Below are 16,559 nucleotides of genomic sequence, written 5' to 3'. Positions count from 1 at the left end.
TGACAAAGTTCGGCCCCGTCTGCGTGCAGACGGGGCCGGTGAAACGTGAGGGACCGATCAGGCGGGCAGCACGACGACGAACCGCTGCGGCTCCTCGCCCTCCGACTCGCTGCGCAGCCCGGCGGCCTTGACCGCGTCGTGCACGACCTTGCGCTCGAACGGGGTCATCGGCTTGAGCTTCACGGGCTCGCCGGTGTTCTTGACGTCAGCTGCGGCCTTGGAGCCCAGTTCGGACAGCTCGGCGCGCTTCTTGGCGCGGTAGCCCGCGATGTCCAGCATCAGGCGGCTGCGGTCGCCGGTCTCCCGGTGCACGGCCAGACGCGTCAGCTCCTGCAGTGCCTCCAGCACCTCGCCATCGCGGCCGACCAGCTTCTGCAGGTCACGGCTGCTGGTGTCGCTGATGATCGACACGGAGGCCCGGTCGGCCTCGACGTCCATGTCGATGTCGCCGTCGAGGTCGGCGATGTCCAGCAGACCCTCCAGGTAGTCCGCCGCGATCTCGCCCTCCTGCTCCAGGCGGGTGAGGGTGTCTGCACCCTCGGCAGCGGCGGAGGTGGTGCCTTCCGTCACGGGATGGGCTCCTTCTTACTTCTTGGACGGGGACTTGGGCCGCTGCGGGCCACCCTTGCGCTGGCCGGACTGGGCCTTGCTGCGGGTGCCGGAGCCGGGCTTCTGGGGCTGCTTGGCAGCGGCGGGCTTGGCGTCCTGCGGGTCGTCGGACTTCTCCAGCGAGGTGGCCGGCGTCTCGTCGCCCGCCTGCTTGGTCCCACCGGACTGACGCTGGGCCTTGGTCTGACGCTTGGGCTGCTGGCGCCGGGCGGCGGCGGTGGCCGTCGTCGTGCCGTCCTCGGTCTGCACCACGGCCTGGCTCTCGCTCTTCACCACGGTGCCGTCGACCTGGGCCGCGAGGCCCGCCTTGCTCAGGCCGTTGATGAACTTGCGCTCGAACTCGTTGCGGTCGCGGCCCTTGGCGACGATCGCCTTGACGATGGTCTTCTCGCTGCGGCGACGGATCTTGCCGTGGTGCGTGACGTGCTTGGTGAGACGCTCCAGGTAGGCGGCCTGGGCCTTGGAACCCGGGGTCGGGTTGTTGTGGATGACGTACATCTGCTGGCCCATGGTCCACACGTTGGTGGTCAGCCAGTAGATCAGGACACCGACCGGGAAGTTGATACCGAAGACGGCGAACATGACGGGGAAGACGTACATCAGCATCTTCTGCTGTTGCATGAACGGCGTCTTCACCGTGGTGTCGACGTTCTTCGTCATCAGCTGGCGCTGCGTGTAGAACTGCGACGCGGACATCATGACGATCATGACCACGGTCACGACGCGCACGTCCACGACCGAGGCGCCCAGCGCGTGGATCGTCTCGGCGCTGTCCTTGAACTTCGCGGCGAGCGGGGCCCCGAAGATGTGCGCCTTACGGGCGCTCTCCAGCAGCGACTGGTTGATGACGCCGATGGTCTGGCCCGACGCGATGCCGTTGAGCACGTGGTACAGGGCGAAGAAGAACGGGGACTGCGCCAGGATGGGAAGGCACGAGGAGAGCGGGTTGGTGCCCGACTCCTTGTACAGCTTCATCATCTCTTCGGACTGACGCTGCTTGTCGTTCTTGTAGCGCTCCTGGATCTTCTTCATCTCGGGCTGGAGCGTCTGCATCGCCCGGGTCGCCTTGATCTGCTTCACGAAGAGCGGGATCAGGCAGATACGGATCAGGATCACGAGGGACACGATCGACAGGCCCCAGGCCCACCCGGTGTCGGGGCCGAAGATGGCGCCGTACACCGTGTGGAACTGGACGATGACCCAGGAGACAGGTGTCGTGATGAAGCTGAAGAGGCTGGCAATCGTGTCCACTAATCATGCTCCTTGGGCATGGGACGAGGTCTCTGCGGCCGGGCTCGGGGGAAGCTCGGTGTGAGCTGTCTCCCCGGTGGCCGGTTCGGCGGCGGAGGTCCCGCCCTTGCGTGCGCGCCAAGCGTTGCGCAGCATTTCGTGCCACCGCGGGCGCTTGCGCGGCGGAACATGGTCCACACCGCCGAGCGACCACGGATTGCACCGGAGGATGCGCCAGGCGGTGAGTGCCGTTCCCTTGATCGCACCGTGCCGGTCGATGGCCGTGTAGCCGTAGTGGGAGCACGACGGGTAGTACTTGCACACCGGCCCCAGCAGCGGACTGATCGTCCACTGGTACAGCTTGATCAGAGCCAGCAGCGGGTACTTCATCGCGCGCCCCCTCCCAGCAGCCGCTCGAGGGCGGCATCCAGGTCTCGGGCCAGCTGTGCATGGTCTGCGTCACCCGCTCCGGGCAGCGCTCGTACGACTACCAGGCTACCGGGGGCAAACAGGGCGACTCGGTCACGCATCAGATGGCGCAGTCTGCGCTTCACTTTGTTGCGCACAACCGCTCCACCCACGGCCTTGCTCACGACGAAACCCGCACGCGTCGGGGGAGCGCTCTCCCCTGGCGCGTGCGGGTCCGTGGCACCGCTACGAAGGTGGACGACGAGGGTCGGGCGGCCTGCCCGGCGACCCCGTCGTACCGCGGTCGCGAAGTCCTCGCGCCGCCTCAGCCGATGCTCGGTAGGCAGCACGACGTCATGACCTGATCAGGATCAGGCGGACAGGCTGGCGCGACCCTTGCTGCGGCGGTTCGCGAGAATCGCGCGGCCGGCACGGGTACGCATCCGCAGGCGGAAGCCGTGGGTCTTCGCGCGACGACGGTTGTTCGGCTGGAAGGTGCGCTTGCTCACTCGGGGGCTCCAGAAATCAAATCGATGGTGGCGGGTGCCGTCCTGGCTGTCACCGTGCGCCCACGAGTAGCTCGCGTCACGCCCGAGTGCACCGCTTCCCAATCACCTGAAGTGACCTGTGCCCTTCGGAGGCAGGCGGCAGCAGCCATCGACAACTCGACCTGGTTACGGTACGCGGGGCTACGCCATCCGGTCAAACCGGGGGTCACCGAGAGACACTATCCACAGGCTGGGGACAACAACTTGAACCGTACCCGCCGCGCTGACTACCGTGGCTGGACTCCGATTCGTTCCCTTATCCCCGCCCGAGCGGGATTGCCCCACCCACCCACCCGGATTTCATCCCGACCCGTCCCACAACCACACGTTCGTGGGACCCGTGAGAGAGCGTGCCCTGTGGCTGACGTACCTGCCGATCTTGCCGCAGTGTGGCCACGAGTACTCGAGCAGCTCCTCGGTGAGGGCCGCGGACAGGGTGTCGAGGCGAAGGACGAGCACTGGATCCGGCGCTGCCAGCCGCTCGCGCTGGTCGCGGACACCGCGCTGCTCGCCGTACCGAACGAATTCGCGAAGAACGTGCTGGAAGGCCGTCTCGCGCCGATCGTCAGCGAGACCCTGAGCCGCGAGTGCGGCCGCCCCATCCGCATCGCGATCACCGTGGACGACTCCGCCGGCGAGCCGCCGGCCCCGCAGGCGCCCCCCGCCCAGCCGCAGCGGCAGCCGCGCTACGAGGAGCCGGAACTGCCCTCCGGACCGTACGAGGGCTACGGCCGGCACCGTGCCGCCGAACCGCTCCCGGGCAGCGAGCCGCCCGCCCGCGGGGACCAGCTGCCGACCGCCCGGCCCGCCTATCCGTCCGAGTACCAGCGGCCCGAGCCCGGCGCCTGGCCGCGGTCCGGACAGGACGAGTACAGCTGGCAGCAGCCGCGCCTCGGCTTCCCCGAGCGCGACCCGTACGCCTCGCCGCCGCAGGACTCCTACGGCTCCGCGGGGCAGGACACCTATGGCGCGCCGACCCAGGGCTACCGCCCGAAGGGCATGGAGCGCCCGTCGTACGACCAGCAGCGCGGCGACTACGACGCCCCGCGCCCGGAGTACGACCGTCCGGACTACGACCGCTCGGAGTACGAGCGCCCGGACTACGAATCCCGCCCGGACTACGACTCTCCGCGCGCGGAGTACGACCAGCGCGACCCCGTCCGCCGTGAGCTGCCCGACCGGGCGGCCGGCGCCGGCCCGGTGCACCGGGGCGGTCCCGGCCGCCCGGACCTGCCGCCGGCCGGCGGGAGCGGCGCGCCCGGTCCGCTGGCCGCGAAGCCCGCGCCGTCGAGCGGTCCCGGAGAGCCGACCGCGCGACTGAACCCGAAGTACCTCTTCGACACGTTCGTCATCGGCGCCTCCAACCGGTTCGCGCACGCGGCCGCGGTGGCCGTCGCCGAGGCGCCCGCGAAGGCGTACAACCCCCTCTTCATCTACGGGGAGTCGGGGCTCGGCAAGACGCACCTGCTGCACGCGATCGGGCACTACGCGCGCAGCCTCTACCCGGGCACACGCGTGCGGTACGTAAGCTCCGAGGAGTTCACCAACGAGTTCATCAACTCCATCCGAGACGGCAAGGGCGACAGCTTCCGCAAGCGCTACCGCGAGATGGACATCCTGCTCGTCGACGACATCCAGTTCCTGGCGGACAAGGAGTCGACGCAGGAGGAGTTCTTCCACACCTTCAACACGCTCCACAACGCGAACAAGCAGATCGTGCTCTCCAGCGACCGGCCGCCCAAGCAGCTGGTGACACTGGAGGACCGGCTGCGGAACCGTTTCGAGTGGGGCCTGATCACCGACGTCCAGCCGCCCGAGCTGGAGACGCGCATCGCGATCCTGCGCAAGAAGGCGGTGCAGGAGCAGCTCAACGCCCCGCCGGAGGTACTGGAGTTCATCGCCTCCCGGATCTCGCGGAACATCCGTGAGCTGGAGGGCGCGCTGATCCGGGTGACGGCGTTCGCCTCGCTCAACCGGCAGCCGGTGGACCTGGGCCTGACCGAGATCGTCCTCAAGGACCTGATCCCCGGGGGCGAGGACTCGACTCCCGAGATCACCGCGTCGGCCATCATGGCGTCGACCGCCGACTACTTCGGCCTCACGGTCGACGACCTGTGCGGCACCTCGCGGGGCCGCCAGCTGGTCACGGCCCGCCAGATCGCCATGTACCTGTGCCGTGAGCTCACGGACCTGTCCCTGCCGAAGATCGGCGCGCACTTCGGCGGCCGCGACCACACGACCGTCATGCACGCGGACCGGAAGATCCGCGCGCTGATGGCCGAGCGGCGCTCGATCTACAACCAGGTGACCGAGCTGACGAACCGCATCAAGAACGGCTGACGGCGGCCACGGGCCGACGCTGAGGGCGCCCTCGGAAGGACAATCCGGGGGCGCCTTTTCGTGTCCACGGCGGCCGCCTGCCGCGTCCCGGGCTGCCGTCCTCCGCCGTCCCGGGTGGCCGTCCCTCGCGTCCCCTGGCAGCCGTCCTCCGTGCCTCGGGTGGCCGTCTCTCGCGTCCCCGGGCGGCCGTACTTCGCATCGCCGGCCGCCGCCCTTCGCGTCCCTGACCGCCGCAGGCACCCGTCCTCGCGACCTCCCGACGACTCGTCGACGCCCCGCAGCCATCCCTCCCCGGCCACCGGGTGTTCGATTAAGTGCCTGGTTACGGGCACTCTCCACAGATTCGGTGACTTTCTTCCGTCCACATCCTGGGGACTGTGGAGTTGTCCCGAACTGCATCCACAGGGAGGCTGGGGAAGCGGCGTCCGCCCAGCTCAGCTGCCTGTGGAATCGTGGACGAACGATCTCCACAGACTGTGGACAAAGCGGAGATCCACAGCCTGTGTACGGAGTTTTCCACGGGAAGCCCACAGGCTGAGGCCCGTTGTCCCCAGCGAATCCCGGCTTCTCCACATGGCTGTCCACTGTTCGGCAACGTGACGCACCCTCTCACCGCGTCGAGTGAAAGCCGTCACACGAAGCTGCCGGATTGGGGTGTGGGAAACGTGGGTAAACCTGGGGACACAGCTGGGGAGAACTGCCCTCGAGCTGTGGGCGGTGTGTGCAGAACTTTCTGTTCTCCACAGAGACCCCAGGTTGTCCACCGCCTCCACCCACAGGGCCGGTGGACAAAATTCCCGCTCTGAGCTGGGCAAACGTGGTTATCCACGGTATCCACAGGCCCTACTACTACTTCCGACTAGAGAGAGCTCGGAATCCGTTTCGAAGCGGGGCCTGTGCACAACTCGCGCTCTCGAGCCCGGCTGCCCCTCGGAGCGACTTGACCCCGACAGGCACCTACTGTCAGTGCGGTGCGTCAGACTGGTCCCCGGTGTCCTTCCCGTCGCAGTGGGTGGTGACACCGAGTCGGAGGACTCAGTAGCAACAGCAGGAGGCGGCTTACGGTGAAGATCCGGGTGGAACGCGACGTACTCGCGGAGGCAGTGGCGTGGGCTGCACGCAGCCTCCCGGCCCGTCCGCCGGCGCCTGTCCTCGCCGGCCTGCTGCTGAAGGCCGAGGACGGCCAGCTGAGCCTGTCGAGCTTCGACTACGAGGTCTCCGCTCGCGTGAGCGTCGAGGCCGAGGTCGACGAGGAGGGCACGGTCCTCGTCTCCGGCCGGCTGCTCGCCGACATCTCCCGCGCTCTCCCCAACCGGCCGGTGGAGATTTCCACAGACGGTGTACGGGCGACCGTGGTCTGCGGCACCTCGCGGTTCACACTCCACACCCTGCCTGTGGAGGAGTACCCGGCGCTGCCGCAGATGCCGAACGCGACGGGCACCGTCCCCGGCGAGGTCTTCGCGGCCGCCGTGTCCCAGGTGGCCATCGCGGCCGGCCGCGACGACACGCTGCCCGTCCTCACCGGTGTGCGCATCGAGATCGAGGGCGACACGGTCACCCTGGCCTCCACCGACCGCTACCGCTTCGCGGTCCGCGAGTTCCTGTGGAAGCCGGAGAACCCGGACGCCTCCGCGGTCGCCCTGGTCCCGGCCAAGACGCTTCTGGACACCGCCAAGTCGCTCGGCGCGGGTGACAGCGTCACGCTGGCCCTGTCCGGCTCTGGCGCGGGCGAGGGCCTGATCGGTTTCGAGGGTGCGGGCCGTCGTACGACCACGCGTCTGCTCGAGGGCGACCTGCCGAAGTACCGCACGCTGTTCCCGACCGAGTTCAACTCCGTCGCCGTGATCGAGACCGCCCCCTTCGTGGAGGCCGTCAAGCGTGTGGCCCTGGTCGCCGAGCGGAACACCCCGGTGCGGCTGAGCTTCGAGCAGGGCGTGCTGATCCTGGAGGCCGGTTCCAGCGACGACGCACAGGCTGTGGAAAGGGTTGACGCGCAGCTGGAGGGCGACGACATCTCGATCGCCTTCAACCCGACGTTCCTGCTGGACGGTCTGAGCGCCATCGACTCCCCGGTGGCCCAGCTGTCGTTCACGACGTCCACCAAGCCCGCGCTGCTCAGCGGCAAGCCGGCGCTGGACGCCGAGGCGGACGAGGCCTACAAGTACCTGATCATGCCGGTGCGGCTCAGCGGCTGAGCCCAGCCGCCGGTATCCACAGGACAAAGCCCCAGGTGAGGGCATACGTATGAGCGCGTATGCCCACAGCTGTGCGTGAGGGTCCGGGACTAGGCTCGGACCCGGGTACGCAGGTGCCCCACACGCCACACAGCAACCTAAGGAACACAACTGATGGAGCTCGGTCTCGTCGGCCTCGGCAAGATGGGCGGCAACATGCGCGAGCGGATCCGCCGCGCAGGCCACACCGTCATCGGATACGACCGCAACGCGGACCTCGCGGATGTCCACAGCCTGGAAGAACTTGTGGGCAAGCTCAGCGGTCCGCGCGTGGTCTGGGTGATGGTCCCGGCCGGCGAGCCCACGCAGTCCACGATCGACCAGCTCGCCGAGCTGCTGGAGCCCGGCGACGTGGTCGTGGACGGCGGCAACTCCCGCTGGACGGACGACGAGAAGCACGCCGAGGAGCTGGCCGCCAAGGGCATAGGCTTCGTCGACTGCGGTGTCTCCGGCGGCGTCTGGGGCCTGGAGAACGGGTACGCGCTGATGTACGGCGGTGACGCCGAGAACGTCGCCAAGGTGCAGCCCGTCTTCGACGCGCTCAAGCCGGAGGGTGACTTCGGCTCGGTGCACGCCGGCAAGGTCGGCGCGGGCCACTTCGCGAAGATGGTCCACAACGGCATCGAGTACGCCATGATGCAGGCCTACGCCGAGGGCTGGGAGCTGCTGGAGAAGGTCGACTCCGTGGAGAACGTCCGCGAGGTGTTCCGCTCCTGGCAGGAGGGCACGGTCATCCGTTCCTGGCTGCTCGACCTCGCGGTGAACGCGCTGCACGAGGACGAGCACCTCGACCAGCTGCGCGGTTATGCACAGGACTCCGGTGAGGGACGCTGGACTGTGGAAGCCGCCATCGACAACGCGGTGCCGCTTCCCGCGATCACCGCGTCGCTGTTCGCGCGGTTCGCCTCCCGCCAGGAGGACTCGCCGCAGATGAAGATGATCGCCGCGCTGCGCAACCAGTTCGGCGGCCACGCCGTAGAGAAGAAGTAATCCACAGGGTCGCTCCGCGATCCACAACCCTGGGGGAGGTCGGCGAACGACCATGCACGTCACGCATCTTTCGCTGGCCGACTTCCGCTCGTACGCCCGGGTCGAGGTCCCGCTCGACCCGGGCGTCACCGCCTTCGTCGGCCCCAACGGGCAGGGCAAGACCAACCTGGTCGAGGCGGTCGGCTACCTCGCCACCCTCGGCAGCCACCGTGTCGCCTCCGACGCTCCCCTGGTCCGCATGGGCGCCGAGCGGGCCGTCATCCGGGCGCAGGTCAGACAGGGCGAGCGGCAGCAGCTGGTCGAGCTGGAGCTGAACCCCGGCAAGGCCAACCGTGCTCGCATCAACCGGTCCTCGCAGGCCAGGCCGAGGGACGTACTGGGGATCGTACGGACCGTGCTGTTCGCGCCGGAGGATCTCGCGCTGGTCAAGGGCGATCCCGGGGAGCGGCGCCGGTTCCTGGACGAGCTGATCACCGCGCGCTCGCCGCGCATGGCGGGTGTGCGCTCGGACTACGAGCGGGTGCTCAAGCAGCGCAACACGCTCCTCAAGACCGCGGCGCTGGCCCGCAGGCACGGCGGCCGCTCGATGGACCTGTCCACGCTCGACGTGTGGGACCAGCACCTCGCGCGCGCGGGCGCCGAGCTGCTTGCCCAGCGCCTGGACCTGGTCGCCGCGCTGCAGCCGCTGGCGGACAAGGCGTACGAGCAGCTGGCTCCGGGCGGCGGTCCGATCGCGCTGGAGTACAAGCCGTCCGCGCCCGGCGAGGCGCACACCCGCGAGGACCTGTACGTCCAGCTGATGGCGGCACTCACGGAGGCGCGCAAGCAGGAGATCGAGCGGGGCGTCACTCTTGTGGGCCCGCATCGGGATGATTTGATTCTCAAACTCGGTCAGCTGCCCGCCAAGGGCTACGCCTCTCACGGTGAGTCCTGGTCCTACGCCCTCGCCCTGCGCCTGGCCTCGTACGATCTGTTGCGCGCGGAGGGCAACGAGCCGGTGCTGATCCTGGACGACGTCTTCGCCGAACTGGATGCCCGCCGCCGTGAGCGGCTGGCCGAGCTGGTCGCGCCGGGTGAGCAGGTGCTGGTCACCGCCGCTGTGGACGACGACGTACCGCATGTACTGGCCGGCGCCCGCTATGCGGTGGCCGACGGGACGGTGGAGCGCGTATGAGCACCGACGAACCCACCCCGAAGAACCCCGGGAAGTCTCCGGAGCCCTCCGGTGTCGACCTCGCGCGCGTGGCGTTGCGCGCCGCGAAGGAGCAGGCTCGCGCGCGTGGGGACGCGGCGCGGCAGAAGAAGCAGGCGCGGCGCGGCGGCGGGTTGCGCTCCGGCGCGCGTGCCGACGGCCGTGACCCGATGGCGCTCGGGTCCGCGATCAACCGGCTGATCAACGAGCGCGGCTGGGAGACGCCGGCCGCGGTGGGCGGTGTCATGGGCCGCTGGCCGCAGATCGTCGGCGAGGATCTGGCGAAGCACTGTGTGCCGCAGCGGTACGACGAGGACGAGCGGGTGCTGTCCGTGCAGTGCGACTCGACGGCGTGGGCGACCCAGCTGCGGCTGCTCGCCCCGACCCTGGTCGCCCGGCTCAACGAGGACCTCGGCCACGGCACGGTCCGCCTGCTCAAGGTCAACGGTCCCGGTGGTCCTACCCGGCGCTACGGCCCGCTGCGGGCTCCGGGGAGCACGGGCCCGGGTGATACCTACGGGTGACGTACCTCACGTCGCGCGGTCGACGCGTGGCGTCGTCGTACGCCTTGTCGCACCCCTGTGCACAGGTGTGGATCACGAGCTGACCCCCCAGTAGCCAAGGGTTGACGGCCCGAAGCGCTGAGTGGCGCCGTGAGCCCCTTGGGGCCCCCTTCCGCATATCGGGACCCGGCCGAGACCGGTTGAGGGCGGCACATGAGGACTCAGGTACCGGCAAACCCCCATCACTGTCGGCGCTACCGGTAGACTGGAAGCCAATCCCGCCCCAATCGTGGGGACCGCCCGGGAAAAGCTGAGCAACGCTGATCAAGGCTTACCAACGCAACATGCCGCAGCCGCTCCGGCAACCCGCCGACGAGCCCGGCTCGTGCTGTGCCAGAAAGGGCGCTTCGTGGCCGATTCCGGCAACCCCAACGAGAACATCCCGTCCACCGACGCCGGCGTGACTGCCGAGGCCACGGAATCTGGCGCGGTCTCTGCGTCCTACGACGCCAGCGCCATCACCGTGCTCGAAGGGCTGGACGCGGTCCGCAAGCGGCCCGGCATGTACATCGGCTCCACGGGCGAGCGCGGTCTGCACCACCTGGTGTACGAGGTCGTCGACAACTCGGTCGACGAGGCGCTGGCCGGCTACGCGGACACCATCGACGTGACGATCCTCGCCGACGGTGGCGTGCGCGTGGTCGACAACGGCCGTGGCATCCCCGTGGGCATCGTCCCGTCCGAGGGCAAGCCGGCCGTCGAGGTCGTGCTGACCGTGCTGCACGCGGGCGGCAAGTTCGGCGGCGGCGGTTACGCCGTCTCCGGCGGTCTGCACGGTGTGGGCGTGTCCGTCGTGAACGCGCTGTCCACGAAGGTCGCCGTCGAGATCAGGACCGACGGCCACCGCTGGACGCAGGACTACAAGCTCGGCGTCCCGACGGCCCCGCTCGACCAGCACGAGGCGACGGACGAGACCGGCACCTCGGTCACCTTCTGGGCCGACCCCGACATCTTCGAGACGACCGAGTACTCCTTCGAGACGCTGTCCCGGCGCTTCCAGGAGATGGCCTTCCTCAACAAGGGCCTGACCATCCGGCTCACCGACGAGCGCGAGTCGGCGAAGGCGACCAGTGGTGCGGACGAGGCGGGCGCCGACGAGAAGGCCGAGGTCAAGACCGTCACGTACCACTACGAGGGCGGCATCGTCGACTTCGTGAAGTACCTCAACTCCCGCAAGGGAGACGTGGTGCACCCCACCGTCATCGACCTGGACGCCGAGGACAAGGACAAGAGCCTGTCCCTCGAGGTCGCGATGCAGTGGAACAGCGGCTACAGCGAGGGCGTGTACTCCTTCGCGAACATCATCCACACCCATGAGGGCGGTACGCACGAGGAGGGCTTCCGCGCGGCCCTCACGAGCCTGATCAACAAGTACGCGCGCGACAAGAAACTGCTGCGCGAGAAGGACGACAACCTCACCGGTGACGACATCCGTGAGGGTCTGACCGCGATCATCTCGGTCAAGCTGAGCGAGCCGCAGTTCGAGGGCCAGACGAAGACCAAGCTGGGCAACACGGAGGCCAAGACCTTCGTGCAGAAGGCGGTCTACGAGCACCTCAACGACTGGCTGGACCGCAACCCGGTCGAGGCCGCGGACATCGTCCGCAAGGGCATCCAGGCGGCCACCGCGCGCGTGGCGGCCCGCAAGGCCCGCGACCTGACCCGCCGCAAGGGCCTGCTGGAGACGGCGTCCCTGCCGGGCAAGCTGTCGGACTGCCAGTCCAACGACCCCACCAAGTGCGAGATCTTCATCGTCGAGGGTGACTCCGCCGGCGGCTCGGCCAAGTCCGGCCGCAACCCGCAGTACCAGGCGATCCTCCCGATCCGCGGCAAGATTCTCAACGTCGAGAAGGCCAGGATCGACAAGATCCTGCAGAACCAGGAGATCCAGGCGCTGATCTCCGCCTTCGGTACGGGCGTGCACGAGGACTTCGACATCGAGAAGCTCCGCTACCACAAGATCATCCTGATGGCGGACGCCGACGTCGACGGCCAGCACATCAACACCCTGCTGCTGACCTTCCTGTTCCGCTTCATGCGGCCGCTGGTCGAGGCCGGGCACGTGTTCCTGTCCCGCCCGCCGCTGTACAAGATCAAGTGGGGCCGGGACGACACCGAGTACGCGTACTCGGACCGGGAGCGCGACGCGCTGATCGAGATGGGCCGCCAGCGCGGCAAGCGCGTCCGCGAGGACTCGATCCAGCGCTTCAAGGGTCTCGGCGAGATGAACGCCGAGGAGCTGCGCGTGACCACGATGGACATCGAGCACCGCGTCCTCGGCCAGGTCACCCTGGACGACGCCGCCCAGGCCGACGACCTCTTCTCGGTCCTGATGGGCGAGGACGTCGAGGCCCGGCGCCAGTTCATCCAGCGCAACGCCAAGGACGTCCGCTTCCTCGACATCTGAGTCGGTCTCAGCTGACCGCACCAGGAAGGATCTTCACCAGCAATGGCCGACGAGAACACTCCCGTCACCCCTGAAGAGGGCGGCGACGTCGTGATGCGCATCGAGCCCGTCGGGCTCGAGACGGAGATGCAGCGCTCGTACCTGGACTACGCGATGTCCGTCATCGTGTCCCGCGCGCTGCCCGACGTCCGGGACGGTCTCAAGCCCGTCCACCGCCGTGTGCTGTACGCGATGTACGACGGCGGCTACCGCCCCGAGCGCGGCTTCTACAAGTGCGCGCGCGTGGTCGGCGACGTCATGGGCAACTACCACCCGCACGGCGACTCCTCGATCTACGACGCCCTGGTGCGCCTCGCCCAGCCGTGGTCGATGCGGATGCCGCTGGTGGACTCCAACGGCAACTTCGGCTCTCCGGGCAACGACCCGGCGGCCGCCATGCGCTACACCGAGTGCAAGATGGCGCCGCTGTCGATGGAGATGGTCCGCGACATCGACGAGGAGACTGTCGATTTCACGGACAACTACGACGGCCGCTCCCAGGAGCCGACCGTCCTGCCCTCCCGCTTCCCGAACCTGCTGATCAACGGCTCGGCCGGTATCGCGGTCGGTATGGCGACCAACATCCCGCCGCACAACCTGCGCGAGGTCGCGGCCGGCGCCCAGTGGTACCTGGAGAACCCGGAGGCCACGCACGAGGAGCTGCTGGACGCGCTCATCGAGCGCATCAAGGGCCCGGACTTCCCGACCGGCGCGCTCGTCGTGGGCCGCAAGGGCATCGAGGAGGCGTACCGCACCGGCCGCGGCTCCATCACGATGCGCGCGGTGGTCGAGGTCGAGGAGATCCAGAGCCGCCAGTGCCTGGTGGTGACGGAGCTGCCGTACCAGGTCAATCCGGACAACCTGGCGCAGAAGATCGCCGACCTGGTGAAGGACGGCAAGATCGGCGGCATCGCGGACGTCCGCGACGAGACGTCGTCCCGTACGGGCCAGCGCCTGGTGATCGTCCTCAAGCGGGACGCGGTCGCCAAGGTCGTCCTGAACAACCTGTACAAGCACACCGACCTGCAGACGAACTTCGGCGCCAACATGCTGGCGCTGGTCGACGGCGTGCCGCGCACCCTCTCCCTGGACGCGTTCATCCGCCACTGGGTGACGCACCAGATCGAGGTCATCGTCCGCCGGACCCGCTTCCGGCTGCGCAAGGCCGAGGAGCGCGCTCACATCCTGCGCGGTCTGCTGAAGGCCCTGGACGCCATCGACGAGGTCATCGCGCTGATCCGGCGCAGTGAGACCGTCGACATCGCGCGCAGCGGCCTGATGGGCCTCCTGGAGATCGACGAGATCCAGGCGAACGCCATCCTCGAGATGCAGCTGCGCCGCCTGGCCGCCCTGGAGCGCCAGAAGATCGTCCAGGAGCACGACGAACTCCAGGCGAAGATCACCCAGTACAACGAGATCCTCGCCTCCCCGGTCCGCCAGCGCGGGATCGTCAGCGAGGAGCTGGCCGCGATCGTCGAGAAGTACGGCGACGACCGCAAGACCATGCTGGTGCCCTACGACGGCGACATGTCCATCGAGGACCTGATCGCCGAGGAGGACATCGTCGTCACCGTCTCGCGCGGCGGTTACGTCAAGCGGACGAAGACGGACGACTACCGGGCGCAGAAGCGCGGCGGCAAGGGCGTGCGCGGCACGAAGCTGAAGGAAGACGACATCGTCGACCACTTCTTCGTCTCCACCACGCACCACTGGCTGCTGTTCTTCACCAACAAGGGCCGGGTGTACCGGGCGAAGGCGTACGAGCTGCCCGAGGCCGGCCGGGACGCGCGCGGCCAGCACGTGGCGAACCTGCTCGCCTTCCAGCCGGACGAGGCGATCGCCGAGATCCTCGCGATCCGCGACTACGAGGCGGCGCCGTACCTGGTCCTGGCCACCAAGTCCGGCCTGGTCAAGAAGACGCCTCTGAAGGATTACGATTCGCCCCGCTCCGGCGGAGTGATCGCGATCAACCTGCGCGAGCGCGAGGACGGCTCGGACGACGAGCTGATCGGCGCCGAACTGGTCTCGGCCGACGACGATCTGCTTCTGATCAGCAAGAAGGCACAGTCGATCAGGTTCACCGCCTCGGACGACACCCTGCGCCCGATGGGCCGCGCCACCTCCGGCGTCAAGGGGATGAGTTTCCGTGAGGGCGATGAACTTCTGTCGATGAATGTTGTTCGACCCGGTACGTTCGTGTTCACTGCCACGGACGGCGGGTACGCGAAGCGGACCGCTGTCGACGAGTACCGCGTCCAGGGTCGCGGCGGCCTCGGCATCAAGGCCGCCAAGATCGTGGAGGACCGCGGTTCTCTCGTCGGCGCGCTGGTCGTCGAGGAGAACGACGAGATCCTCGCGATCACCCTGTCCGGCGGTGTGATTCGTACGCGAGTCAACGAGGTCAGGGAGACGGGCCGTGACACCATGGGCGTCCAACTGATCAACCTGGGCAAGCGCGATGCCGTGGTCGGTATCGCACGTAACGCCGAGGCGGGGCGCGAGGCGGAGGAGGTCGACGGCGAGGATGCCGTCGACGAGGCCGCCGAGGGTGCCGCGACCACCGGCACGGACGAGGGTGAGGCGCCCTCGGCCGAGTAGGCACGAGGAGTGAGTCATCGTGAGCGGAGCCACGGGCGCGGGATCGGCCGGTACCTCTGTGGGTACGGAAACGGACGGCGGCGGCCGTGGCTCCGCCGCGCGTGCGGCGGACCCGCACACGACCCAACTGCGCAAGATCGAGGCAGGCACGGCCGACTCGCCCTCGCCCGACACGCATGGATCCCAGGGGGGAACTGTGACGGACACCCGCGGCCCGCAGGCCCAGCCCGGCCCCGCCGATGGGCAGCAGGCGTCCCCGCTGCCCGGTGAGCGGCGCCCCGAGTCCGCGGAGCCCTACCACCCGCCGCAGGCCTATCCGGCGCAGCCTCCCACCGGGGCCGTGCGCCGGCCGCGCACCGGTGCGAAGACCGCGCCGCGCACCCGCAAGGCACGGCTGCGGGTCGCCAAGGCCGACCCGTGGTCGGTGATGAAGGTCAGCTTCCTGCTCTCCATCGCGCTGGGCATCTGCACGATCGTCGCCTCGGCGGTGCTGTGGATGGTCATGGACGCGATGGGTGTGTTCTCCACGGTCGGCGGCACGATCTCGGAGGCGACCGGCTCCAACGAGGCGAACGGCTTCGATCTCCAGGCCTTCCTCTCGCTCCCGCACGTCCTGACGTTCACGACGATCATCGCGGTGATCGACGTGGTCCTCGCGACGGCGCTGGCCACCCTCGGCGCCTTCATCTACAACCTCTCCGCGGGCTTCGTGGGCGGCGTCGAACTGACGCTGGCCGAGGACGAGTGACCCCACCTGCCGGGCTCTCCTGACAGTCCCCCGACAATCGATTTTGGGACTGCCGCCCTCGTGCGCTAATCTTCAGGAGTCAGCGCGCGGGACACACACCGCAGAGCGCGGCGGGGCTATAGCTCAGTTGGTTAGAGCGCATCCCTGATAAGGATGAGGCCACAGGTTCAAATCCTGTTAGCCCCACCAGCGAGAAGACCCCCGGATCATCGGTCCGGGGGTCTTTTGACACCAGTTTGCCCGTCAGAGGAGCGGCGCCGACTGCGTCCACCGACAAGCGGCCGTACCCCGACACGACAAGGGTGAGGGCGGTCCGCCCCTCCAGTGTCGTGATCAGGTGGTAGGGGACAAGGTAGCGCGTGAACATATTGTTCACGTGGAGGCGATCCTGCCCGAATGAGACGTAAGGGCTCAGGTCCAACCGCCAGATCACGTACAAGCCGAACGTCATGGGAGCCAGCGGGATCAGGCGCGTCATCCACGAGCCGGTCACGGCAGTGGCCCCCAGCGGTCGATGGACCAGTTGGCCCCACCAGCGAAAAGGCCCCCAACCGATCAGGCGAATTCCAGGGGTCGTTGCAACACAGTGATCAACTGGCTGTGGCCAGGAGCTTAGCGAGGCGCTCGGCTGGGGTTTCCCAGCCGAGCGTTTT

General features: G+C 68.3%; 13 protein-coding genes and 1 tRNA gene. 9 read left to right on the top strand and 5 right to left on the bottom strand.

Features of this window, described 5'->3' with window-relative positions; translation table 11 throughout:
• Positions 1-57: 57 nt before the first annotated feature.
• The 5 genes from ACWC5O_RS10625 to rpmH are packed head-to-tail and all read right to left on the bottom strand — an operon-like array spanning position 58 to position 2,756.
• Positions 58-570, bottom strand: coding sequence for a Jag family protein (locus tag ACWC5O_RS10625; protein WP_450586038.1), 513 nt, complete (start codon positions 568-570; stop codon positions 58-60).
• Positions 571-585: 15 nt separating this feature from the next.
• Positions 586-1,860, bottom strand: a complete 1,275-nt coding sequence (gene yidC, locus ACWC5O_RS10620) for a membrane protein insertase YidC (protein WP_450586036.1) — start codon at positions 1,858-1,860, stop codon at positions 586-588.
• Positions 1,861-1,863: 3 nt separating this feature from the next.
• The gene (gene yidD / locus ACWC5O_RS10615; protein ID WP_450586034.1) at positions 1,864-2,229 is read right to left on the bottom strand and encodes a membrane protein insertion efficiency factor YidD; all 366 of its coding nucleotides are present in this window, start codon (positions 2,227-2,229) and stop codon (positions 1,864-1,866) included.
• Complete coding sequence (gene rnpA, locus ACWC5O_RS10610; RefSeq protein WP_393474744.1) at positions 2,226-2,597, bottom strand: ribonuclease P protein component; 372 nt, start codon at positions 2,595-2,597, stop codon at positions 2,226-2,228. Before rnpA ends, yidD begins: the two co-directional genes overlap by 4 nt.
• Before the next feature lie 21 nt (positions 2,598-2,618).
• A complete protein-coding gene (rpmH, locus tag ACWC5O_RS10605; RefSeq protein WP_005482975.1) occupies positions 2,619-2,756 on the bottom strand; it encodes a 50S ribosomal protein L34 in 138 nt (45 codons plus the stop codon).
• 396 nt (positions 2,757-3,152) lie between these two features.
• Between rpmH and dnaA the strand changes: the two genes are divergently transcribed.
• The 9 genes from dnaA (at position 3,153) to ACWC5O_RS10560 (ending at position 16,095) form a co-directional block, all read left to right on the top strand.
• Complete coding sequence (gene dnaA / locus ACWC5O_RS10600; RefSeq protein WP_450586031.1) at positions 3,153-5,135, top strand: chromosomal replication initiator protein DnaA; 1,983 nt, start codon at positions 3,153-3,155, stop codon at positions 5,133-5,135.
• 1,064 nt (positions 5,136-6,199) lie between these two features.
• Positions 6,200-7,330 (top strand): DNA polymerase III subunit beta, encoded by a 1,131-nt coding sequence (dnaN, locus tag ACWC5O_RS10595; protein ID WP_450586029.1) that lies wholly within the window; start codon positions 6,200-6,202, stop codon positions 7,328-7,330.
• Between the two features lie 153 nt (positions 7,331-7,483).
• Positions 7,484-8,359, top strand: coding sequence for a phosphogluconate dehydrogenase (NAD(+)-dependent, decarboxylating) (gene gnd / locus ACWC5O_RS10590; RefSeq protein WP_450586028.1), 876 nt, complete (start codon positions 7,484-7,486; stop codon positions 8,357-8,359).
• A 52-nt stretch (positions 8,360-8,411) separates the two neighbouring features.
• Complete coding sequence (gene recF / locus ACWC5O_RS10585; RefSeq protein WP_450586026.1) at positions 8,412-9,533, top strand: DNA replication/repair protein RecF; 1,122 nt, start codon at positions 8,412-8,414, stop codon at positions 9,531-9,533.
• Complete coding sequence (locus tag ACWC5O_RS10580) at positions 9,530-10,075, top strand: DUF721 domain-containing protein (protein ID WP_450586024.1); 546 nt, start codon at positions 9,530-9,532, stop codon at positions 10,073-10,075. Before recF ends, ACWC5O_RS10580 begins: the two co-directional genes overlap by 4 nt.
• A 364-nt stretch (positions 10,076-10,439) precedes the next feature.
• Complete coding sequence (gyrB, locus tag ACWC5O_RS10575) at positions 10,440-12,521, top strand: DNA topoisomerase (ATP-hydrolyzing) subunit B (RefSeq protein ID WP_450586022.1); 2,082 nt, start codon at positions 10,440-10,442, stop codon at positions 12,519-12,521.
• A 42-nt stretch (positions 12,522-12,563) separates the two neighbouring features.
• Positions 12,564-15,158, top strand: a complete 2,595-nt coding sequence (gene gyrA, locus ACWC5O_RS10570) for a DNA gyrase subunit A (protein WP_450586020.1) — start codon at positions 12,564-12,566, stop codon at positions 15,156-15,158.
• Positions 15,159-15,177: 19 nt separating this feature from the next.
• Positions 15,178-15,906, top strand: coding sequence for a DUF3566 domain-containing protein (locus tag ACWC5O_RS10565; RefSeq protein WP_450586018.1), 729 nt, complete (start codon positions 15,178-15,180; stop codon positions 15,904-15,906).
• A gap of 112 nt (positions 15,907-16,018) precedes the next feature.
• Positions 16,019-16,095, top strand: a tRNA-Ile gene (locus tag ACWC5O_RS10560).
• Positions 16,096-16,559: the final 464 nt, after the last annotated feature.

This window comes from Streptomyces sp. NPDC001450, from assembly GCF_053597295.1.
The sequence above is the reverse complement of the archived record's forward strand: the minus strand, read 5'-3'. Positions and strand labels throughout refer to the sequence as shown.